The organism is uncultured Sphingomonas sp., assembly GCF_964235535.1.
GTDB lineage: Bacteria > Pseudomonadota > Alphaproteobacteria > Sphingomonadales > Sphingomonadaceae > Sphingomonas.
The window spans coordinates 1-19,671 of sequence record NZ_CAXSBH010000031.1 but is presented as its reverse complement, the minus strand read 5'-3'; the positions used below and the strand labels follow the sequence as shown (position 1 = coordinate 19,671).

Here is a 19,671-nt window from a genome sequence, read left to right as displayed (position 1 = left end):
GACCGCGCGTGGGCGGTAGCCGCGCCGTCATGTCAGTCGACGAAGCCACCGTGAAGCGCATCGCCAAGCTCGCCCGCATCGCCATCACCGACGCCGATGCGCACGCGCTCGCGCCCGAGTTGAACAACATCCTGGGCTGGATCGAGCAGCTGGGTGAAGTCGATACGAGCGGCGTCGAGCCGATGACGGCCGTGATCCCGAACACGCTGCGCCTGCGCGACGACGTGGTCACCGACGGCGGCGTGCGCGACGCGGTGCTCGCCAACGCGCCGCAGGCCGAGCATGGCTTCTTTACCGTGCCCAAGGTGATCGAATAATGAGCGACCTGACCGATCTGGGCGTCGCGGCGATCCGCGACGGCGTGCGCGGCGGCCGCTTCTCGGCGCGCGAGGTGGCGGATGCGTTCATCGTCGAGGTGAGCCGCGCCAAGGCGCTCAACGCGTTCCTGGTCGAAACGCCGGAACATGCGATCGCCGCCGCCAAGGCGGCCGACGCCGCGCGCGCGGCGGGCGAGGTCCTCGCGCCGCTCGCGGGCGTACCGTTGGGCATCAAGGACCTGTTCTGTACGAAGGGCGTGCCGACCACCGCCGCGAGTCACATTCTCGAAGGTTTCACGCCGCCCTACGAGTCCACCGTCACGCAAAATCTGTGGGACGCGGGTGCGGGCATGCTCGGCAAGCTCAACATGGACCAGTTCGCGATGGGCTCTTCCAACGAGACCTCCGCGTTCGGGAACGTGCTGTCGCCCTGGCGGCGGTCGGATGGCGGCAATGCTCCGCTAGCTCCGGGCGGATCGTCGGGCGGGTCGGCGACGGCGGTATCGGCGCGGCTGTGCCCCGGCGCGACGGGCACCGACACGGGCGGTTCGATCCGTCAGCCCGCGGCCTTTACCGGGATCGCGGGGATCAAGCCGACCTACGGTCGCTGCTCGCGATGGGGGACGATCGCGTTCGCCTCCTCGCTCGATCAGGCGGGGCCGATGGCGCGCGATGTGCGCGACTGCGCGGTCCTGTTGGAGGCGATGAGCGGATTCGACGCCAAGGACGCGACCTCGCTCAAGCTCGACGTGCCGTGCTGGGAGCAGGGCCTGTCGGCGAGCATGGCGGGCAAGCGCGTCGGCATTCCCAGGGAGTACCGGGTCGACGACATGCCCGAGGAGATCGACGCGCTGTGGCGGGCCGGCACCGACTGGCTGCGCGACGCGGGCGCGGAGATCGTCGAGGTGTCGCTGCCGCACACCAAATACGCGCTGCCGGCCTATTACATCATCGCGCCGGCCGAGGCGTCGTCCAACCTCGCGCGCTATGACGGGGTCCGTTACGGCCTGCGCGATCTGCCCGAGGGTGCGGGACTGCAGGACATGTACGCCGCCACGCGCGCCGACGGCTTCGGCGCGGAAGTGAAGCGCCGCATCATGATCGGCACCTACGTGCTGTCGGCGGGCTTTTACGATGCCTATTACACCCAGGCGCAGAAGGTGCGCGCGCTGATCGCGCGCGACTTCGAGCAGGCGTTCGAGCGGTGCGACGTGCTCCTGACGCCGACCGCACCGTCAGCGGCGTTCGCGCTGGGCGAGAAGTCGGCGGACCCGATCGCGATGTATCTGAACGATGTCTTCACCGTGCCGTCGTCGCTGGCGGGGCTACCTGCCATGTCGGTGCCCGGCGGCCTCGACAAGCAGGGCCTGCCGCTCGGCCTCCAGATCATCGGCCGCGCGCTGGACGAGCAGGGCGTGTTGAACGCCGGGCTGGCGCTTGAGGAACGGGCGGGGTTCAGGGCGCGGCCGGACGCGTGGTGGTAGACAGTAAAACCGGAGCACGGTAATACCGGGGTATGGGCAAACTCACGAACATGACCGTCAAAGGCCAGGTCACGATCCCGAAGGATGTGCGCGATGCATTGGGCTTCAAACCCAACGAACCGGTGGAGGTCGAATGGTCCGGCGGCGACGAGGTGGTGATCCGCAAGCCCAAGCTGACGTTGCTGGACGACGACGCCGCGTTCGAGGCCGAGCTCGCACGGCTGAAAGCGCTGGCTGAGAGGTGGAAGCACTTGCGGACGGGCGTGGACACCGACGAGTACATGGCTGAATTGCGTGAACCACTACCGATGCCGCACCCCGACGACGTGTGATCTTCCTCGACAGCAACATCATCATCGATCTTATCGAGACCAGCGCCAAATGGTCGATCTGGTCGCGTCAAACCGTCGCGCACGCCGCCCGCACTAATAGGCTAGCGGCCAGCACCGTCGTATTGGCCGAGGTCGCCGGCCATTTCGGGTCGACGGACGACCAATTGCTTTATCTCGAGCAACTCGGCGCCAATGTCATCCCGCTTGACGCCGAAGCGGCCTATCGCGCCGGGCGGGCGCACCGCGCTTACCGAAGAGCGGGGGGCACGCGCGCCTCGGTCCTCGCTGATTTCCTGATTGCCGGACAGGCGAGTGCACTGCAGGCCGCGCTCCTCACGCGAGACAAGGGGCGCTTAGCTACCTATTTTCCAAAATTGACCCTAATCACCCCGGACACGCATCCATGACCACGACCAACTACCGCATCCAGGGCGCCACCGGCGAGTGGGAGGTCGTGATCGGCCTGGAGGTCCATGCGCAGGTGACTTCCAACGCCAAGCTGTTCTCCGGCGCGGCGACTACGTTCGGGGCGGAGCCGAACACGCAGGTGTCGCTTGTCGATGCGGCGATGCCGGGGATGCTGCCCGTGCCCAATCGCGAATGCATCCGTCAGGCGGTGCGCACGGGCATGGCGCTGGACGCTAAGATAAATTGCTGGTCGCGATTCGACCGCAAGAACTATTTCTACGCCGACCTGCCGCAGGGTTACCAGATCAGCCAGCTGTACCATCCGCTCGTCGGCGAGGGCGCGGTCGATATCGCGCTGGACGAGAAGAATCCGGACGGCGCGACCAAGCGCATCGGCGTGGAGCGCATCCATGTCGAGCAGGATGCGGGCAAGCTGATGCACGACCAGCATCCGACGCGCTCGTATGTCGATCTGAACCGGTCGGGCGTCGCGCTGATGGAGATCGTGTCGCGGCCCGACATGGCCTCGCCCGCCGAAGCGGGGGCGTATCTGCGCAAGCTGCGTTCGGTGCTGCGCTATGTCGGTTCGTGCGACGGCAACATGGAGGAGGGATCGATGCGCGCCGACGTCAATGTCAGCGTGCGCAAGGCGGGCGAGCCGCTGGGCACGCGGACCGAGACGAAGAACGTCAACTCGGTGCGGTTCGTAATGGCGACGGTCGAGTTCGAGGCGCGGCGGCAGGTCGAGCTGCTGGAGGAGGGCGGCACGATCGTCCAAGAGACGCGGTTGTTCGATCCCGATCGCGGCGTGACCCGGTCGATGCGGTCCAAGGAGGACGCGCACGACTACCGCTACTTCCCCGATCCCGACCTGCTGCCGCTCGAGCTCGACGACGCGTTCCTAGAGGATTGCCGCGCGTCGCTGCCCGAGCTGCCCGACGCCAAGCGGCGGCGGTACGAGGCGGCGGGCGTGACGCCCTATAATGCGAACGTGCTGACCGCCGAGGTCGAGACGGCGCGCTGGTTCGACACGCTGCTGGAGGCGGGTGCGGAGCCCAAGGCGGCGGCGAACTGGGTTGCGGGCGAGCTGTTCGGCGCGCTCAACCGGCTCGGGCTCGGCATGGAGGCGAGCCCGGTCTCGCCGACCCAGGCCGCCGAGCTGCTCGGGCTGGTGGCGGACGGTACGCTGTCGGGCAGCCTGGCCAAGCAGGTGTTCGAGGTCATGCTGGAGACGGGCCAGGATGCAGGCGTGGTGGTCGAGGAGCGGGGGCTTAAGCAGACGAGCGACACCGGCGCGATCGAGGCGGCGATCGCCGGGATCATGGCTGCGAACGCCGACAAGGTCGCGGACTACCGGGGCGGCAAGGACAAGCTGTTCGGCTTCTTCGTCGGCCAGACGATGAAGGCGATGGGTGGCAAGGCGAACCCGGTGGTCGTCAACACGCTATTAAAGGCCAAGCTGAACTAGCGTGCGTCCGGAAGACCGCGACAACATACGACGACGAGGCAATCCATGAGGTGCAAGGGACTATTTGCGTTTTGGGGTGCTGATGACAAGCACGGTCCCTGCATCCGGCGAAGAGTTCAATAACGCGAGCATCATCGCGTTGGCGCAAGCCGGTATCGGCGAAGACGTCCTGCTCGCGAAGATCGCCAGTGTTCCCTGTGCGTATGACATGTCGACACGAAGCATCGTCGCGCTGAAGGACATGGGCGTACCGAACGCCGTGATTGCTGCGATGGTGGAGCGCTGCGCCCGTTCGTCGGATGCGCAAGGCGCGGGGGCCGGGACTGCGGGACCTTCGATCAAACGCAGTTCCGGCCTATATGTTGATCTTGGAATGGCGCCGGATCACAACTTGATCAAGATCCGACCGACCACGGCTAGCGGCGGACGTATGACCGGTAGCAGTAGCCTGTTGTTCCCATTTGGGTTGAGGATGGGCATTTCGCGCGTTGCCGCGCAAATGATCGTCACTTCGGCACAGCTACGATTCTACTTCTACTTCGAACCGGACGATGCTCGTGTCGGTAATTTCGGGAGTTCGGCGACGGCCTCGGCGCAGTCACCATCGGAATTCAGCTTGGTGCGGTTCTCAACCAAAAACGGTCAACGTGAGATGGTCGTAGGTAAGCGAAAAGCGTTTGGCGCGAATATAGGTATCAATCCGAAGGACGCGATCCAGTTTTCAATCGAGGAGATCGGCGACGGGATCTTCTCGGTAACGCCGAGTGTGCTTTCCGCGGGTCAATATGGCCTTGTCTTGCGAGCGGGCGGCGAGGCCTATCGCGTTTACGACTTCGGCGTATCGGCTGCTGGCGATCTATAAACAAGCGGTAGGGTCAACTGATCATCCAAGATCCGGCATGGCCAGCGACCGAGCGCTAGATCCAGCTACTGAGCGTCGCGGTCCTGATTCTTGACCTCGCCGCCGGTGCCCGCCGAGCCCGTGAAGTCGCCGGTCGAGGTCATTGGGTCGGGCTCGGGACCGCCCTCGCCGCGATCGACGGCGTCGGAGCGGGCCTGGACGACCTGTTCGATGTCGGAGCGGTCGTCGGCGTCGTTTCGGTCATCGGGCGCGCGGTCGGTGTTGGTCATGATCGGTCCTTCCTGATCGCCTAGCGGCTCGTGCCGGCGAGGCCGCCGAAGCTGGCGGTCATGCCATCGGTCGAGCCGATATCGCCGGTGTCGTCCGCATCGCGGTGGCCGACGCCGCTCGAAGACGCCGTGGAGACGATGGCCGCTGCGATGGGAGCGTCGCCGCTCGGGGCCGCGTCACCCTCCTCGTCCGGGTCGCCGAACGGGTTCATATCGCCCTCGTCAGGCTCCGAACCGGGCACCGTCTCGCCCGGATCACCGCCGACCTGCGCGGTTCCCTCGCCCGAGCCGCCGCCGACGCCCTGGTCGATGTCGGCGAACAGGTCGGGGCTGGTGTCGTCCGCTTCGGCCATGATCTTGCTCCTCAAAATTCGGGCGGCTGCGCGGTGCCTGGATCGCCGGCGGGCATACCCGGGGAGGGCTGGTCGAAATCGGGCGCGGGCGGGTCGAATTCGGGGACGGGCGAGGGCATGGGCGTCTCGGGCGGGGGCTGGGTGGCCATGATCGGGTGCTCCTTCTCCGTCCTCAACGCGCTTGGAAGCCGGCGGTTGCCTTTCCGGCGCTTGCCGAGCGGGCGGGCGTTGGTATAGGGCCGCTCGCTACGGCGGGTCCAATCTGTGCGGGCGTGGCGGAACTGGTAGACGCGCTTGGTTTAGGTCCAAGTATCGCAAGATGTGGGGGTTCGAGTCCCTTCGCCCGCACCAGTCCCGCCCTGCGTGAGCGGCAGGGCCCCGGAACACCATCGATACCGGAAGGCCCGAGATGCAGACTGTGGAAACGTTGAACGAGGGCCTCCGCCGCGCCTATCGCCTGACCATCACCGCCGGGGATATCGAGGCGCGGGTCGACGCCGAGCTGAAGCGGATGGCGCCGCAGATGAAGATGCCGGGCTTCCGGCCCGGCAAGGTGCCCGCCAACCTGGTCCGCAAGATGCACGGCCCCGCGTTGATGCAGGATGCGCTGCAGGGATCGATCCAGCGGGGCGTGCAGACGCTGCTTGAAGAAAAGCAGCTGCGCCCGGCCATGCAGCCCGCCGTCGAGCTGGCGGATGGCTTCGCGCCGGGCGACGATGCGGAGGTCGTCGTCTCGCTGGAGGTGCTGCCGCAGGTGCCCGCCCCTGCGATCGAGGGGCTGAGGCTCGAGCGGCTGACGGTCGCCGTCGCCGACGAAGCGATTGACGCGCAGCTGCATAAGTTCGCCGAAGGGCAGAAGAAGTGGGACGACGCCGGCGACAAGGCCGCGGAGCAGGGTGACCTAGTCACGGTCGATTTCGTGGGCAAGACCACTGACGACGGCGTCGCCTTCGAGGGCGGCACGGGCAGCGACATGGGCGTGGAGATCGGCGCGGGTCGGCTGATCCCCGGCTTCGAGGATCAGGTGATCGGCGCGGTCGCGGGCGAGGAGCGGCAGATCGCCGTGACGTTCCCGGCGGATTACCAGGCCAAGGAGCTGGCGGGCCGGGACGCCACCTTCGACCTGGTCGTCAAGTCGGTGAAGGTCGCGGGCGAGAGCGCCATCGACGAGGAGCTCGCCAAGAATTTGGGTCTCGAGAGCCTGGAGCAGCTGCGCGGGCTGGTGCGCAGCCAGGTCGAGCAGGAGCATAACGGCCTCACGCGCACCCACATGAAGCGCAAGCTGCTCGACCAGCTGGCGGAAGGTCATGATTTCGAGGTGCCGCCGTCGATGGTCGACGCCGAGTTCGACCAGATCTGGCGTCAGCTGGAGCATGAGACGACGCACGAGGCCGATCCCGACGCAGCGCGCGCGGAGATGGAGTCCGAGCGGGGCGACTACCGCCGCATCGCCGAACGCCGCGTGCGGCTGGGACTGCTGCTGTCGGAGATCGGCCAGGCGAACGGCGTCGAGATCACCGCCCAAGAGATGAACCGGCTGATCGCGCAGGCCGCCCAGCAATACGGCCCCGAGCAGCGCCAGCAGTTCATCAAATATGTGCAGTCGGAGCCGATGGCCGCCGCGCAGCTCCGCGCGCCCTTGTACGAGGACAAGGTCGTCGATTTCCTGTTCGAGCGCGCCGAGATCACCGACCGCGAGGCGACGCGCGAGGAGTTGGAGGCGGCGATCGAGAGCGAGGACGGCTTCGCGACGGGAACGCACCTCCACAATTACGATGACGATCATGGGCATGACCACGCGCACGAGCAGGTCGGCGGCGAGGATCACGGGGCCGAGATCGTCGATGCGTATGAGGAAGCGGCTCCGGCTGCGACCGAGCAGCCCGCCGCCGCGCCCAAAAAGCCGCGGGTCAAGAAGGGCGCGCCGCCGTCCGCCGAGACGCAGATCCTGGAGTCGAGCCCGGTCGCGGCCGAGGCCGCCGAGGGCACGACCGCCGAGGACGCGCCCGCGCCCGCCGCCAAGAAGCCCCGCGCTCCGCGGGTGAAGTCGCAAGGGTAAGGCTGCAACATCGTAGCCGTAGCCGATCGAGAGATCATTCATCTTCGAGCGGCTGATAAACGACCGACCGAATGGCTTCGCCGATCCGACCAATCATACAACGCGTAGCCCGGTGGTGGGCACCTCGATCGTCGACCGGAATACCGACCACGCCAAGCCGGCCTTCGACCCCTCGTCCGCATGGCGGGCGGGCGCGGGGCGGTTGCGCTGATCGCATTGTCTTGTGTGGTCAAAGCCCCCCGCTCGCGTTCGAGCGGGGGAGCCGCACCTGTGGATAATGCAGTTACCGGTGCGCGGCGGCACCACGACGACCGGACCATGCGGCTTCACCGCGCATCCGCTGGCAGCCGCACCGACGTCGACCGTCCGTGCTCGAGCGATTCGAATTGCATCTCAAGCGGCACGTGAACACCGTTTAGCGAGTTGCTCAAGATGTGGCCGCTGGTTCCCGGACGTGTCTAATCGAGACGGGGCGGTCGCTTGCCCGTTCGGGGCTGGCCGTCTAACTCCCCGGACAAGGGGTGCGTGATGGAAATAGACGGTGCACAGTCGTGGCCTCCGCTGACTTGGGTAGCAATCCTGTCTTTCGGCACGGCAGAACTTCTCCATCCCGCCGCAGTGAATGGTTTCCCACTTATTTTCTGGGATGATGGGATGGCGAATTTGGTCGCCAACGGACCGGCTCGGCTTGAACTGGAGAAGGTTTGTCCGACGACGGAGTTCAGACTCTGCAACCATCTCGATGGGTTGTCTAAAAACGCTGACGATATCCTCTGGAGAAGTCCGATCCCGGGTATCGGAGGGTTCGACGCCATGGCCGAGGAGTCACGTCGTTTGGTGTCGGCTACGCTAGTACATCATCTAGGGCTGGTACCGACTCCATCGCTAAACGGTTCGGTAGCGGCCTTGTCGACGCTCGATCCGACAGCGGAAATTAACCCCTTACCATTATATGTCTGGAATAGGACGCGCCAACTCTACGGACTGATTCAAGAGCAACGATATTTTGAAGCTAAGCAGGCCCATGGAGAATTTGCGAAACGCATTCCGAATAACCTAATCGGAAGCGCCTTGATCATTGCCGTGCTCGTCATCGTTGTTACTGCATATTTTCGGCGAAAGGCCGACTTGGTCCTCATCACCTATGTAACTGCCGCTTATCCTAGTAAAGCTATTGTATACGCATCCCTTTCCGGTGTCCATTATCGTTATCAGAGCCGAATCAGCTGGCTGTTCGTGCTTGCGGCTATCGCCGTGGTTTTGAGCGTCGCAACGATTGATGCGCCACGACCTCTACGTCTGACTAGGGACACGAAATGAACGACTTGTTGCGTGTCGCCGTGCTGCTGCCTTGCTACAACGAGGAGGCCGCGATCGCGGCGACGGTCGCGGGCTTCCGTGCTGCGCTCCCTCAAGCGACCGTTTACGTCTATGACAACAACAGCCGCGACCGGACGGCCGAAATCGCGCGTGGGGCGGGCGCGATCGTGCGGACGGAGCGCATACAGGGCAAGGGCGCGGTGGTCAGGCGCATGTTCGCCGACATCGACGCGGACGTGTATGTAATGGCCGACGGGGATGCGACCTATGACGCGGCTTCCGCGCCCAGGCTCGTCGACCTTCTGCTGGACGAGCAATTCGACATGATCGTCGGCAGCCGCGTTCACGAAGCGGCGGAAGCATACCGGCGCGGGCACCAATTCGGCAACGCGCTGCTCACGGGAATGCTCGCGCGGCTGTTCGGGCGCAGCTTCACCGATATCCTGTCGGGCTACCGCGTGTTCTCGCGCCGGTTCGTGAAGAGCTTTCCTTCATTGTCGGCCGGGTTCGAGATCGAGACGGAGATCTCGGTCCACGCGCTCGAGCTCAAGATGCCGTGTGCCGAGGTCGAGACGCCCTATTTCGCGCGGCCGGAAGGCTCCGAGTCCAAACTCAGCACTTATCGCGACGGCTGGCGCATCCTGTCGACGATCACCACGCTCTACCGCATCGAGCGGCCGATGTGGTTCTTCGGCGCTCTCGCCGCGCTGCTGATGACTGTGGCGGTCATGCTCGCCCTCCCGCTCGGGCTTACCTATGCCGACACGGGACTGGTGCCGCGATTTCCGACCGCGATCGGCGTGACGGGGCTCACCATCCTGGCCGCGCTCAACCTGTTCGCCGGGCTGATCCTGGACACCGTCGTGCGCGGGCGGCGCGAGGTGCGGCGGCTGGCGTATCTTGGCTTCAGCGCCCCGATGCGTCCGGAGCGAGCTTGAACCAATGCGGCCGGCGTCGCCGGTCAAGGCCGCATAGCCCCGTAATCCGGTGCCGCGCGGCGTAGTCACGCACGCGCTTGGCGTAATCGGGCGAGTCGGGTGAGCCGAACGCCCAGTCGGGCGGCTGAAAGGATGAGAAACCGTTGATCGTCGGCCGGCCGTAATAGCTGGCCAGCAACATCGCATCGACATTATGGCGGTAATTCGCGGCCAAGTCGCGGGCGGGCTCGTCGTTCCACGCGCGCGAGATGCGCTTCGCTTCGGCGAGCACGTCACGCCCGTCGGGGCGGGCGGACACCACGAAAAAGGCACGGCAGTTCGCGGGCGGCGCTCCAACGGAACTGAGCATTGCCATCTCGCGCGGACGGTCGACCGCCAGGGGCGCACCGAGTTGTATCTGTTCAAACAAAAGGAAGGCGACCACCGCCGCGACTGTTCGGGGACGCCGACCCGACCGGTCGAGGAAGATCGTGACGATCAGGATGACCGGGACCAGCGCGAACAGCAGGAAGCGCGACACCACCCGCACCGTGTCCGCTCCCGGCACCAGATCGTAGACATGGCGCCACAGGGTGAACCCGCCCGGTCCGCGCGCCATCAGCAGCAGCGCGACGGCGAGCGTGCAACCCAGCGCCAAGGCGAGCCGGCCGCGCGAACGGTCGCGCGCGGCCCAAACGGTCGCCGCCGCGGCAACGACGATCAACCCGGGCGTAATCCCGAAACGCGCTTCGCCGCGGAAGGGCGGGTGCCCGGTCAGCGCCTGGATGCCGCCATCGAGCAAGCCGCCCCAAACGAGATTGCCCCCGCCGACATTGACCAGAGTGCTCGGGCTCAGAAGGAAACGCGATGCGCCTTCCGTCCAGTCGTGTCGGGCGCCTTGGGCGATCTTCGGCAGGTAGAGCGCGAACAACGGCAGGAGCGCCAGCAGCGCGACGACGAGAAGGACGGCGATCGGCACGGCCTGCCGCCGAATGGAACGGAGGAGCGTCGCTCGTCGACGCGGACCGGCTGCCACCACGCCCACCGCCGTGAACAGCATCATGAAGAAGGCGAAGAACCAAGCCGCGTAAAAGGCGTTGAAGGCGGTCAATCCGTAAAGCAGTGCCAGCGCGACGCCTGAGCGGTACAAGGCGCGACCATCGCTCGCTGCCAGCGCCTGCGCCGTTCGGATAGCGACGAAGCCCAGCCAAGGCAGAAGCCCGACCGACAGCAACTGACCGTGCAGCATGTGGAGCAATGACGCGTTCGCGGTCGCGAACAGCGCCGCCCCGGCCAAGGCGAGGCCGGTGCGGACGCCGGTGCCGCGCCGGAGCAGGACGTACATGCCGAGAAAGCCGATCGCTTTCATCGCGACGTGCGATGCGAAGGCCGATAGGAACGGGTCCGCGCCGAGCAAGCGTGCCGCCGCGTAGAAGACCCCTGGAACCAAGTAGGTATCGTTATAGCCCAGCGTCGCGGGATACGGATGGAAGTAACCAACCTCCGACCACGAAGCTCCGCGGGCCACCACGGCGTACCAATGCTCCAGGATCGAGATCTCGATCAGGCCGTCATAGCTGTCGCCGTAGAGCCCAGTGAGGCCGGTCCCGATCGCGTCCCGGAAGAAGAAGCCGACTACGAGGGCGAGCGTAATGCAAAGCGCGAGCCGACGCGTCGATCGGGTACGCGCCCATCGCGGCTCGTCGAAGCGCGTCCAAGTCCAGTCGGATGCGTCACCGACATGGGTCGACCCTGCGCGTTCGTGATACATCGTTGCCCCCCGTTCGATGACCCGTTCGCGCCTCGGCCGGCGCGCCTGGCGACGACCGATCCTGCACGAGCCGTTCCCCGGCCGCCAGTATGTCGATCGGCGCGTATGTCCTGTACCGGGTCACCGATCGTCTCCGACCGCGCCGCCCAGCCGAGCCTGCCGCGCGGGACTTGAACTAGTTCGCGCGCCGCGCGATGTATGCGGCCTTCCCGGCATCAGAGAGTCCCCCCATGCACAATCCGTTCGAGTCCGGCGATTTCGCGAGCCCGCTCAGCGCAGCCGGTCTGGGCCTAGCACAAACCCAGGCCGGGCTCGTTCCCATCGTCATCGAGCAGTCGAACCGCGGCGAGCGGTCGTTCGATATCTTTTCGCGCCTGCTGCGCGAGCGGATCGTGTTCGTGACGGGCGGCGTCGAGGACGGCATGGCGTCGCTCATCACCGCGCAGCTGCTCTTCCTGGAGTCGGAGAATCCGAAGAAGGACATCTTCATGTACATCAACTCGCCGGGCGGTGTGGTGACGGCGGGCATGGCGATCCACGACACCATGAACTATATTCGCCCGCGCGTCGGGACGGTGTGCATCGGCCAGGCCGCGTCGATGGGGTCGTTCCTGCTCGCGTCGGGCGAGAAGGGCATGCGCGTCGCGCTCACCAACTCGCGCATCATGATCCACCAGCCGAGCGGCGGCGCCCAGGGCATGGCGTCGGACATCGAGATCCAGGCGCGAGAGATCCTGCGCATCCGGGCGCGGATGAACGAGTTGTATTCGCAATATACCGGCCAGCCGATCGAGGAGATCGAGCGCCGCATGGACCGTGACACGTTCCTGCAGGCGGACGAGGCCAAGGCGTTCGGGCTGATCGACGAGGTGTTCGACAAGCGTCCGCAGCCGACCGAGGACATGGCCGCGGCGGCGTAGACGGAGCGTTTACCGCCGCTTGGGCGTATTTCGTTTGTGTGTCGGGGGAGCGGCGTTACATTGCCGTTCCCGATAGCGAAGCGCGTGTTTCCGAGCGCGCCAGAGGTGATTCAATGACGAAGCTGAGCGGTGGCGACTCGAAGAGCACCCTCTATTGCTCCTTCTGCGGCAAGTCGCAGCATGAGGTGCGCAAGCTGATCGCGGGACCGACCGTGTTCATCTGCGACGAGTGCGTCGAGCTGTGCAACGACATCATCCGCGAGGAGACCAAGTCGTCGCTCGTGTCCAAGAAGGACGGCGGCGTGCCGACGCCTCAGGAGATCTGCAACGTCCTGGACGACTATGTCATCGGCCAGAAGCGCGCCAAGCGCGTGTTGTCGGTGGCGGTCCACAACCATTACAAACGGTTGAACCACGGTGCCAAAGGTGCCGATGTCGAGCTGTCCAAATCGAACATCCTGCTCGTCGGGCCGACCGGTTGCGGCAAGACGCTGCTCGCCCAGACGCTCGCGCGCATCCTGGACGTGCCGTTCACGATGGCCGACGCGACGACGCTGACCGAGGCGGGGTACGTCGGCGAAGATGTCGAGAACATCATCCTGAAGCTGCTCCAGGCGAGTGACTACAACGTCGAGCGGGCGCAGCGCGGGATCGTCTATATCGACGAGATCGATAAGATCAGCCGCAAGGCCGAGAACCCGTCCATCACCCGCGACGTGTCGGGCGAGGGCGTCCAGCAGGCGCTCCTCAAGCTGATGGAGGGTACTACCGCGTCGGTGCCGCCGCAGGGCGGGCGCAAGCATCCGCAGCAGGAGTTCCTGCAGGTCGACACGACCAACATCCTGTTCATCTGCGGCGGCGCGTTCTCCGGCCTCGAAAAGATCATCGGCGACCGCCTGCAGGGCAAGTCGATCGGTTTCGGTGCCTATGTCGCGGCACCCGAGGAAAAGCGCACGGGCGAAATCCTGCGCTCGACCGAGCCCGAGGACCTGCTCAAATTCGGGCTGATCCCCGAATTCGTCGGCCGCCTGCCGGTGATCGCGACGCTTGAGGATCTGGATGTCGACGCGCTGGTCAAGATCCTGACCCAGCCCAAGAACGCGCTGGTCAAGCAATATCAGAAACTGTTCGAAATGGAGGATGTCGAGCTCGGCTTCACCGACGACGCGCTCGTCACGGTCGCCAAGAAGGGCATCGAGCGCAAGACGGGCGCGCGTGGGCTCCGGTCGATCCTCGAGTCGATCCTGCTCGACACGATGTTCGATTTGCCCGGCATGGACGGCGTCGACGAGGTGATGATCGACAAGGACGTGATCGAGGGCCGCAAGGAACCGATCCGCGTGTATGCCGAAAAAAAGAAGGGCGGGGAGGCGGCGTAGGCGGCCTAGGGCACGTTCATTGACGGTTATGCGTTGATGTGGTCTACAATGATTTAGCTTGAAGGAGGATCGGAATGGTCGTTCATACCCAATTGCGCAGGGAAGATGTCTTCGGCGGCTGATCCTGTTACCAGATAATGACGGAGCGGCTTGAGGAAGGCCGCTCTTTTTTTGCCCGGACCTGGTCGCCATGCCCCACCACGACTGGACGACCCAGCGGATCATCTGCCGCGCCGTACTGCAAGGGCGTAGCGAAGCGGTCTTCGCCGAGCACGCCGTCTCCGAGGACGATCGGGTCGCCTTGTCATCGTATGGCGGAGGAGGCGCTCACCTCCATCATCAAGCGACGATCTTCGGTCCGCCGCTATTCCACCGCCCGGATCCGCAATCCGATACTGCTGATCGCCATCCTCGCCGTGCTGATCGCCGCAGCATCCTTGTCCATGGCGTTCCATCTTTGGCGGCAGGTCGACCTCGCCGACCCTGCCACCATTCCATGATAAGCAGCGTCGCGGGCTTCTCCGCGATCGCAGCGGCGGCGGCCGGTTGGATGATCTCCGGCTGGGTCACGCACCGGACCGGGCGCTCCAAGCTGACCATGGACGTCGTTGCGACTCGCTTCTCGCAACCGGCCTTCGGCGACGCGCTCACCGCGTTCAACAAGGTTCTACCCGGCCTCCAGATCGATAGCGCGCTCGTTAAAAGGTTGGAGGCGTCTGACGACGAGGACGATCGACGAGCACTCCAAAGGCTGCGTTACCTCCTGAACTTCTGCGAGTTCATCTCGGTCGGCGTGCTCGAAGGCGAACTGGACGAGCGCATCGTCGCCAAGACGCTACGCGGAACGCTGACCTACGTGCACGACCATAGCGCGCCTTACATCACCGACCTGCAACGGCGGAACACCCGTACGTTTGAGCATTTCACGATGCTGCGTCGTCATTATAGAGAACTCTGAAGCGCGTAGCTCGAGGACTTGCCCGACCCTGACCTGTGGGCACCGGAACCGCCACGCTTCCCACGCGTCCACTTGCAATGATCGCCCGCTCGCTTCTCGCCTGCGCCGCGCTTCTCGCGCCCAATACCGCCTGGGCATGCACGTTCTGCCATAGCGACACGGCCGAGCAAGTGCGGGCGGCGCTGTTCGGGCCGGACTTGCTGCTGAACGCGGCGATGGCGCTCGCGCCGGTGCCGGTGCTGCTCGCCGCGATCTGGCTGGTACCCGGAGCGCGGCGTGATCGTTGACCCGCACCGTGCGGTAGTCCGTGCCGGGGTGGCGATCGGGATCGGCATGGGCGGGTTCGTGGACGGCATTCTGTTCCACCAGGTCCTGCAAATCCACAATATGCTCTCCGCAAGGATCAGCCCCGACACGCTGGTCGGGGCCAAGGTGAACATGGTGTGGGACGGCGTGTTCCACGCGTTCGTGTGGGGGGTGACCGCGCTCGGCGTCGCCCTGCTTTGGCGGGCGCGGAGCGGGAGTGCGGGGGTGCCCGGTCGCGTGCTCGGCGGGGCGCTGCTGCTCGGTTGGGGGTTGTTCAACTTGATCGAGGGGGCGATCGACCATCACCTGCTCGGGCTGCATCATGTGGTCGAGCGGCTCGGGCCGTCGATGTGGGACTGGGTGTTCTTGGCATCGGGCGTCGCGCTCGCCGCGACGGGGTGGATGCTGACGCGGCGGTCGGAAGGCTAGCGGCCGCCCCGTATCGCTTCCACCGCCGCCGAGCGGCGGAGGATGCGGGCGTTCGGGTCGATCACGACGTGCGCACCCTCCGGCACTGCGAGGGTTCCGCGCCCACCTGCCATCGCCACGCGTTTGAGCTGGCCGCCAACCTGAATCTCCACCGGCATGGGAAAGGCTCCGCCGCCGGGTACGCGCCATTCGAGCAGCAGCGTTTCACCATCGCGCCGCTCTACCAGCTCAGGCAGCTTGGCCTGACGCAGGTACACGTCGAAGAACCACGCGTGATCGCGTCCGGTCGCGTCGCGGACATACCCCTCGAACTCGCGCGTGGTGCCGAAGCGCGGGCGGAAGTTACCCGGCTTCGGATCGGGGCGGCCATAGACCAACCGCCGCGTCGCATCGAAGAACGCCTTGTCGCCGATCAGCCCGCGCAGGGTGTGGAGCATCCAGGACGCCTTAAAATAGATGTCGCTGCCGGGGCCGCCCTTGCCCGTCTCATACACCTCCTCCGAGGTCCGCACGCGGCCGCTGACGATGGGAGCGTCGTTCAGGATGCGCTGGCGTTGCAGGTCCATCATCGCGGCGTAGCGCGCCTCTCCCTCGCGCCAGCGGCCGTAGAGCGGTTGCATGTAGGTGGCGAACCCCTCATGCAGCCAGAAATCGTCCCAGTTCGCGGCGGTCAGCTGGTTGGCGAACCATTCGTGCGACAATTCGTGATGGAAGAGCCAGTCGAAGCCCTCGACCGCCTTTTTATACTCGTTGCCGTATGCGTTGATCGTCTGATGCTCCATGCCGAGATGCGGCGTCTCGACCACGCCGAGCTTCTCGTCCGCGAAGGGATAGGGGCCGATCACCGCCTCGAAGAAGTCGAGCGTCGGCGCGAACTCGGCGAAGAGGCCCCGAGCCTGCGCCGCGTGGGCAGGCAAGTACCAAAAATGGAGCGGGACCGTGTTGTCGTAGCGGCTGCGGTAGGGGGCACTCAGTTCCTTATACGGACCGACATTGAGCGCGACGCCGTAAGTATTCGGATTCCGCACCCGCCAGTTCCACCGCGTCCGCCCGCCCGACAGCCGATCGACGCCGAGCAGCTTGCCGTTGGATGGCGCTTTGAGCCCGGCGGGCACGGTCAGGTGGAGAGTGACGACCGCCGGCTCGGCCGTCGGGAAGTCGAGGCAGGGCCAGAACAGGTCGCAGCCATACCCTTGCGCGGTGGTCGCAAACCAGGTCTCGCCCGCCGCGCTCGACCAGACCACCCCGTCGTCCCAAGGCGGGCGCACCGCGACATGCGGCGTACCGCCATAGGTGATGCGGGTCGTGAAGGCGCGTCCTGCCGCGACCTGACGGGGGAGGGTGATGCGCAACCGCCCGTCGGGGTTCGTCCACTCTCCTGGCGGAAGTGCCGCGCCGTCGACCGTCACCGCGCTGACGGGCAGGTTGCGGTCGAGATCGATGCGTAGCTCGCTAAGCGGTGCGCGCGCGGTGAAATTGAGCGTCGCCACGCCGGTGATCGACTTGCTCGCGGGCAGCAGCTCGATCTGGAGGTCCGCCGCGTCGAAACGCAGCTTGGCTTGTTCGGGGTCGATCGTACCGCCTGACCGCTTAGTCTGCGCGGTCAGCGGCGGCTCGCCTTTCCCGGGCGGGGTATCGGCGGCCAAGAGCGCGAGCGGGAGCAGGAGCAGCGTCACGATGCGTATGTGCCACGCCGCGGCGAGCGGCCCAACACCCGATTGATGACGATCCCGCTACGCCCCATATATCCGAAGCAAGGGTGCCGCATGGCCCCCACCGGAGTGTTCATGACCCAATCCCCATCAGACGAGTCTCCTGAGAACAAAGTGTCGACCAACCAGTCCTTGCCCCTTCTCCCCTTGCGCGACATCGTCGTCTTTCCCAACATGATCGTCCCGCTGTTCGTCGGCCGCGACAAGTCAGTCGCCGCGCTCGAGTCGGCGATGGCGGCGGACAAGGAAATCTTCCTTGTCGCGCAGCTCGATCCCGGCGAGGACGATCCCGGCCGCGCCGAACTCCACGATCTGGGCGTCACCGCGACGGTGCTCCAGCTGCTGAAGCTCCCCGACGGCACCGTACGCGTGCTCGTCGAGGGGAGGGCGCGCGCGAGCCTCGACTCGGTCGCCGACGCCGACGGTTTCCTCACCGCCGAGATCACGTCCGTCGAGGACACCGCGGTCGAGGGCTCGGAGGTCGAGGCGCTTATGCGATCGGTCGTTTCGCAGTTCGAGAACTACGCCAAGCTCGGCCGCAAGCTGCCCGCCGAGACCGCCACGCAACTGGGCGAGATCGACGACCCCTCGCGCCTTGCCGACGCGGTCGCGGCCAACATCCAGGTCAAGGTGCCCGAGAAGCAGCTGCTCCTGGCCGAGGCCGATCCCGTCAAGCGGCTCGAGCGCACCTTCGCGCTGATGGAGGGAGAGCTCGGCGTCCTGCAGGTCGAGAAGAAGATCAAGAGCCGCGTCAAGCGGCAGATGGAGAAGACTCAGCGCGAGTATTACCTGAACGAGCAGCTCAAGGCGATCCAGCGCGAGCTGGGCAATGACGGCGAGGAGGGCGACGGCGACGAGATCGCCGAGCTGACGCACAAGGTCGCGACGCTCAAGCTGTCCAAGGAGGCGCGTACCAAAGCCACGTCCGAGCTGAAGAAGCTCAAGACGATGGCGCCGATGTCCGCCGAGGCGACGGTCGTGCGCAACTATCTCGACGTGCTGCTGGGCCTGCCCTGGGGCAAGAAGTCCAAGATCAAGCGCGACATCGCCGCCGCGCAGGTAACGCTCGACGAAGATCATTATGCGCTCGACAAGGTCAAGGACCGGATCGTCGAATATCTCGGCGTGCAGGTCAGGACCAACAAGCTGAAAGGGCCGATCCTGTGCCTGGTCGGCCCGCCCGGCGTCGGCAAGACGTCGCTGGGCAAGTCGATCGCCAAGGCGACGGGGCGCGAGTTCATCCGCCAGTCGCTGGGCGGCGTACGCGACGAGGCCGAGATCCGCGGGCACCGGCGAACCTATATCGGCTCGCTTCCGGGCAAGATCGTCACCAATCTGAAGAAGGCGGGCGCGTCGAACCCACTGTTCCTGCTCGACGAGATCGACAAGCTCGGTCAGGATTTTAGGGGCGACCCGGCGTCGGCGCTGCTGGAGGTGCTCGATCCGGAGCAGAACTCCAAGTTCCAGGACCACTATCTGGAGGTCGATCTCGACCTATCGGACGTGATGTTCGTATGCACCGCCAACACGCTCAACCTGCCGCAGCCGCTGCTCGACCGGATGGAGATCATCCGGCTGGAGGGGTACACCGAGGACGAGAAGGTTGAAATCGCCGAGCGGCATCTCGTGGCCAAGCAGATGGAAGCGCATGGGTTCAAGCCGGGTGAGTTCGAGCTGACGCATGCGGGCCTGCGCGTGCTCATTCAGCAATATACGCGCGAAGCGGGCGTCCGCACGCTGGAGCGCGAGATCGCCAAGCTGTGCCGCAAGGCGCTTCGCCGCATCCTGGAGGGCAAGATGGCGAGCGTGGTGATCACGCCCGACAACCTCCATGAATATGCGGGCGTCCAGAAGTACCGTCACGGCCTGTCGGAGACCGAGCACCAGATCGGCGCGGTCACCGGGCTCGCCTGGACCGAGGTCGGCGGCGAGCTGCTGACGATCGAGAGCGTGACGGTGCCGGGCAAAGGCGCGGCCAAGATCACCGGCAAATTGGGCGACGTCATGAAGGAGTCGATCGAGACCGGCTTCAGCTACATCAAGGCGCGCGCGCCGAGCTACGGCATCAAGCCCAGCCTGTTCGCGAGGAAGGACGTCCACATCCATCTGCCCGAGGGCGCCGTGCCCAAGGACGGGCCGTCGGCGGGTGTGGGCATCGTCACCTCGATCGTGTCCACGCTGACCGGAGTGCCGGTGCGCAAGGAGATCGCGATGACGGGCGAGGTGACGCTGCGCGGCCGTGTGCTGCCGATCGGCGGCCTGAAGGAGAAACTGCTGGCGGCCCTGCGCGGCGGGATCGAGACGGTGCTGATCCCGCAGGAGAACGAGAAGGACTTGGCCGACGTGCCCGCGTCGATCAAGGACGGGCTCAAGATCATCCCCGTATCCCATGTCGACGAGGTGCTGC

General features: G+C 65.5%; 21 protein-coding genes and 1 tRNA gene. 17 read left to right on the top strand and 5 right to left on the bottom strand.

Annotated elements, in window-relative coordinates; translation table 11 throughout:
* Positions 1–29: 29 nt before the first annotated feature.
* The 6 genes from gatC to ACFE7F_RS10300 all read left to right on the top strand — a co-directional run bounded on the left by gatC (position 30) and on the right by ACFE7F_RS10300 (position 4,871).
* Positions 30–317 (top strand): Asp-tRNA(Asn)/Glu-tRNA(Gln) amidotransferase subunit GatC, encoded by a 288-nt coding sequence (gatC, locus tag ACFE7F_RS10325; RefSeq protein ID WP_375403764.1) that lies wholly within the window; start codon positions 30–32, stop codon positions 315–317.
* Positions 317–1,801 carry an Asp-tRNA(Asn)/Glu-tRNA(Gln) amidotransferase subunit GatA gene (gatA, locus tag ACFE7F_RS10320; RefSeq protein ID WP_375403763.1) on the top strand — a complete coding sequence of 495 codons (1,485 nt, stop codon included), beginning with the start codon at positions 317–319 and terminating at the stop codon, positions 1,799–1,801. Before gatC ends, gatA begins: the two co-directional genes overlap by 1 nt.
* 32 nt (positions 1,802–1,833) lie before the next feature.
* Positions 1,834–2,133, top strand: a complete 300-nt coding sequence (locus ACFE7F_RS10315) for an AbrB/MazE/SpoVT family DNA-binding domain-containing protein (RefSeq protein ID WP_375403762.1) — start codon at positions 1,834–1,836, stop codon at positions 2,131–2,133.
* A complete protein-coding gene (locus ACFE7F_RS10310; protein WP_375403761.1) occupies positions 2,130–2,540 on the top strand; it encodes a type II toxin-antitoxin system VapC family toxin in 411 nt (136 codons plus the stop codon). Before ACFE7F_RS10315 ends, ACFE7F_RS10310 begins: the two co-directional genes overlap by 4 nt.
* Positions 2,537–4,009, top strand: a complete 1,473-nt coding sequence (gene gatB / locus ACFE7F_RS10305; protein WP_375403760.1) for an Asp-tRNA(Asn)/Glu-tRNA(Gln) amidotransferase subunit GatB — start codon at positions 2,537–2,539, stop codon at positions 4,007–4,009. The genes ACFE7F_RS10310 and gatB overlap by 4 nt, the downstream gene beginning before the upstream one ends.
* Before the next feature lie 82 nt (positions 4,010–4,091).
* Positions 4,092–4,871, top strand: coding sequence for a hypothetical protein (locus ACFE7F_RS10300; protein ID WP_375403759.1), 780 nt, complete (start codon positions 4,092–4,094; stop codon positions 4,869–4,871).
* Between the two features lie 65 nt (positions 4,872–4,936).
* On the opposite strand, the gene ACFE7F_RS10295 is transcribed toward ACFE7F_RS10300, so the two are convergent.
* Genes ACFE7F_RS10295 through ACFE7F_RS10285 form a run of 3 tightly spaced genes read right to left on the bottom strand, consistent with a single transcriptional unit; the run spans position 4,937 to position 5,642 of the window.
* The gene (locus ACFE7F_RS10295) at positions 4,937–5,140 is read right to left on the bottom strand and encodes a hypothetical protein (RefSeq protein ID WP_375403758.1); all 204 of its coding nucleotides are present in this window, start codon (positions 5,138–5,140) and stop codon (positions 4,937–4,939) included.
* Between the two features lie 20 nt (positions 5,141–5,160).
* Entirely contained in the window at positions 5,161–5,493 is a 333-nt protein-coding gene (locus tag ACFE7F_RS10290; protein WP_375403757.1) for a hypothetical protein, read from the bottom strand.
* 11 nt (positions 5,494–5,504) lie between these two features.
* Positions 5,505–5,642: a hypothetical protein gene (locus tag ACFE7F_RS10285; protein WP_375403756.1), complete on the bottom strand. Its 138-nt coding sequence runs from the start codon at positions 5,640–5,642 to the stop codon at positions 5,505–5,507.
* A gap of 117 nt (positions 5,643–5,759) precedes the next feature.
* On the opposite strand from ACFE7F_RS10285, the gene ACFE7F_RS10280 reads away from it, so the two are divergent.
* The 4 genes from ACFE7F_RS10280 (at position 5,760) to ACFE7F_RS10265 (ending at position 9,810) form a co-directional block, all read left to right on the top strand.
* A tRNA-Leu gene (locus ACFE7F_RS10280) sits at positions 5,760–5,844 on the top strand.
* 58 nt (positions 5,845–5,902) lie between these two features.
* Entirely contained in the window at positions 5,903–7,552 is a 1,650-nt protein-coding gene (gene tig, locus ACFE7F_RS10275; protein WP_375403755.1) for a trigger factor, read from the top strand.
* A gap of 528 nt (positions 7,553–8,080) precedes the next feature.
* Entirely contained in the window at positions 8,081–8,872 is a 792-nt protein-coding gene (locus tag ACFE7F_RS10270) for a hypothetical protein (protein WP_375403754.1), read from the top strand.
* On the top strand, positions 8,869–9,810 hold the full coding sequence (locus ACFE7F_RS10265) for a glycosyltransferase family 2 protein (RefSeq protein WP_375403753.1): 942 nt from the start codon (positions 8,869–8,871) through the stop codon (positions 9,808–9,810). The genes ACFE7F_RS10270 and ACFE7F_RS10265 overlap by 4 nt, the downstream gene beginning before the upstream one ends.
* Here ACFE7F_RS10265 and ACFE7F_RS10260 read toward each other — a convergent pair.
* The gene (locus ACFE7F_RS10260) at positions 9,779–11,560 is read right to left on the bottom strand and encodes a hypothetical protein (RefSeq protein ID WP_375403752.1); all 1,782 of its coding nucleotides are present in this window, start codon (positions 11,558–11,560) and stop codon (positions 9,779–9,781) included. The genes ACFE7F_RS10265 and ACFE7F_RS10260 overlap by 32 nt on opposite strands.
* A gap of 230 nt (positions 11,561–11,790) precedes the next feature.
* Here ACFE7F_RS10260 and ACFE7F_RS10255 point away from each other — a divergent pair, with 230 nt between their 5' ends.
* The 6 genes from ACFE7F_RS10255 (at position 11,791) to ACFE7F_RS10230 (ending at position 15,552) form a co-directional block, all read left to right on the top strand.
* Entirely contained in the window at positions 11,791–12,480 is a 690-nt protein-coding gene (locus ACFE7F_RS10255) for an ATP-dependent Clp protease proteolytic subunit (protein WP_375403751.1), read from the top strand.
* Between the two features lie 113 nt (positions 12,481–12,593).
* The gene (clpX, locus tag ACFE7F_RS10250) at positions 12,594–13,859 is read left to right on the top strand and encodes an ATP-dependent Clp protease ATP-binding subunit ClpX (protein ID WP_375403750.1); all 1,266 of its coding nucleotides are present in this window, start codon (positions 12,594–12,596) and stop codon (positions 13,857–13,859) included.
* Between the two features lie 311 nt (positions 13,860–14,170).
* On the top strand, positions 14,171–14,359 hold the full coding sequence (locus tag ACFE7F_RS10245; RefSeq protein ID WP_375403749.1) for a hypothetical protein: 189 nt from the start codon (positions 14,171–14,173) through the stop codon (positions 14,357–14,359).
* Complete coding sequence (locus ACFE7F_RS10240) at positions 14,356–14,817, top strand: DUF4760 domain-containing protein (protein WP_375403748.1); 462 nt, start codon at positions 14,356–14,358, stop codon at positions 14,815–14,817. Before ACFE7F_RS10245 ends, ACFE7F_RS10240 begins: the two co-directional genes overlap by 4 nt.
* Before the next feature lie 77 nt (positions 14,818–14,894).
* Positions 14,895–15,104 (top strand): hypothetical protein, encoded by a 210-nt coding sequence (locus ACFE7F_RS10235; protein WP_375403747.1) that lies wholly within the window; start codon positions 14,895–14,897, stop codon positions 15,102–15,104.
* Positions 15,094–15,552: a DUF2243 domain-containing protein gene (locus ACFE7F_RS10230; RefSeq protein WP_375403746.1), complete on the top strand. Its 459-nt coding sequence runs from the start codon at positions 15,094–15,096 to the stop codon at positions 15,550–15,552. Before ACFE7F_RS10235 ends, ACFE7F_RS10230 begins: the two co-directional genes overlap by 11 nt.
* Here the strand turns inward: ACFE7F_RS10230 and ACFE7F_RS10225 are convergent.
* Complete coding sequence (locus ACFE7F_RS10225) at positions 15,549–17,228, bottom strand: M1 family metallopeptidase (RefSeq protein ID WP_375403745.1); 1,680 nt, start codon at positions 17,226–17,228, stop codon at positions 15,549–15,551. The genes ACFE7F_RS10230 and ACFE7F_RS10225 overlap by 4 nt on opposite strands.
* Positions 17,229–17,438: 210 nt before the next feature.
* Between ACFE7F_RS10225 and lon the strand changes: the two genes are divergently transcribed.
* Positions 17,439–19,671: endopeptidase La (gene lon, locus ACFE7F_RS10220; protein WP_375403779.1), on the top strand; the 2,233-nt coding region annotated here is incomplete at its 3' end.

Coding starts and splice junctions, on each gene's coding strand:
- gatC (WP_375403764.1), top strand. CDS start 30: ATGTCAGTCGACGAAGCCACCGTGAAGCGCATCGCCAAGCTCGCCCGC.
- gatA (WP_375403763.1), top strand. CDS start 317: ATGAGCGACCTGACCGATCTGGGCGTCGCGGCGATCCGCGACGGCGTG.
- ACFE7F_RS10315 (WP_375403762.1), top strand. CDS start 1,834: ATGGGCAAACTCACGAACATGACCGTCAAAGGCCAGGTCACGATCCCG.
- gatB (WP_375403760.1), top strand. CDS start 2,537: ATGACCACGACCAACTACCGCATCCAGGGCGCCACCGGCGAGTGGGAG.
- ACFE7F_RS10300 (WP_375403759.1), top strand. CDS start 4,092: ATGACAAGCACGGTCCCTGCATCCGGCGAAGAGTTCAATAACGCGAGC.
- ACFE7F_RS10295 (WP_375403758.1), bottom strand. CDS start 5,140: ATGACCAACACCGACCGCGCGCCCGATGACCGAAACGACGCCGACGAC.
- ACFE7F_RS10290 (WP_375403757.1), bottom strand. CDS start 5,493: ATGGCCGAAGCGGACGACACCAGCCCCGACCTGTTCGCCGACATCGAC.
- ACFE7F_RS10285 (WP_375403756.1), bottom strand. CDS start 5,642: ATGGCCACCCAGCCCCCGCCCGAGACGCCCATGCCCTCGCCCGTCCCC.
- tig (WP_375403755.1), top strand. CDS start 5,903: ATGCAGACTGTGGAAACGTTGAACGAGGGCCTCCGCCGCGCCTATCGC.
- ACFE7F_RS10270 (WP_375403754.1), top strand. CDS start 8,081: ATGGAAATAGACGGTGCACAGTCGTGGCCTCCGCTGACTTGGGTAGCA.
- ACFE7F_RS10265 (WP_375403753.1), top strand. CDS start 8,869: ATGAACGACTTGTTGCGTGTCGCCGTGCTGCTGCCTTGCTACAACGAG.
- ACFE7F_RS10260 (WP_375403752.1), bottom strand. CDS start 11,560: ATGTATCACGAACGCGCAGGGTCGACCCATGTCGGTGACGCATCCGAC.
- ACFE7F_RS10255 (WP_375403751.1), top strand. CDS start 11,791: ATGCACAATCCGTTCGAGTCCGGCGATTTCGCGAGCCCGCTCAGCGCA.
- clpX (WP_375403750.1), top strand. CDS start 12,594: ATGACGAAGCTGAGCGGTGGCGACTCGAAGAGCACCCTCTATTGCTCC.
- ACFE7F_RS10245 (WP_375403749.1), top strand. CDS start 14,171: ATGGCGGAGGAGGCGCTCACCTCCATCATCAAGCGACGATCTTCGGTC.
- ACFE7F_RS10240 (WP_375403748.1), top strand. CDS start 14,356: ATGATAAGCAGCGTCGCGGGCTTCTCCGCGATCGCAGCGGCGGCGGCC.
- ACFE7F_RS10235 (WP_375403747.1), top strand. CDS start 14,895: ATGATCGCCCGCTCGCTTCTCGCCTGCGCCGCGCTTCTCGCGCCCAAT.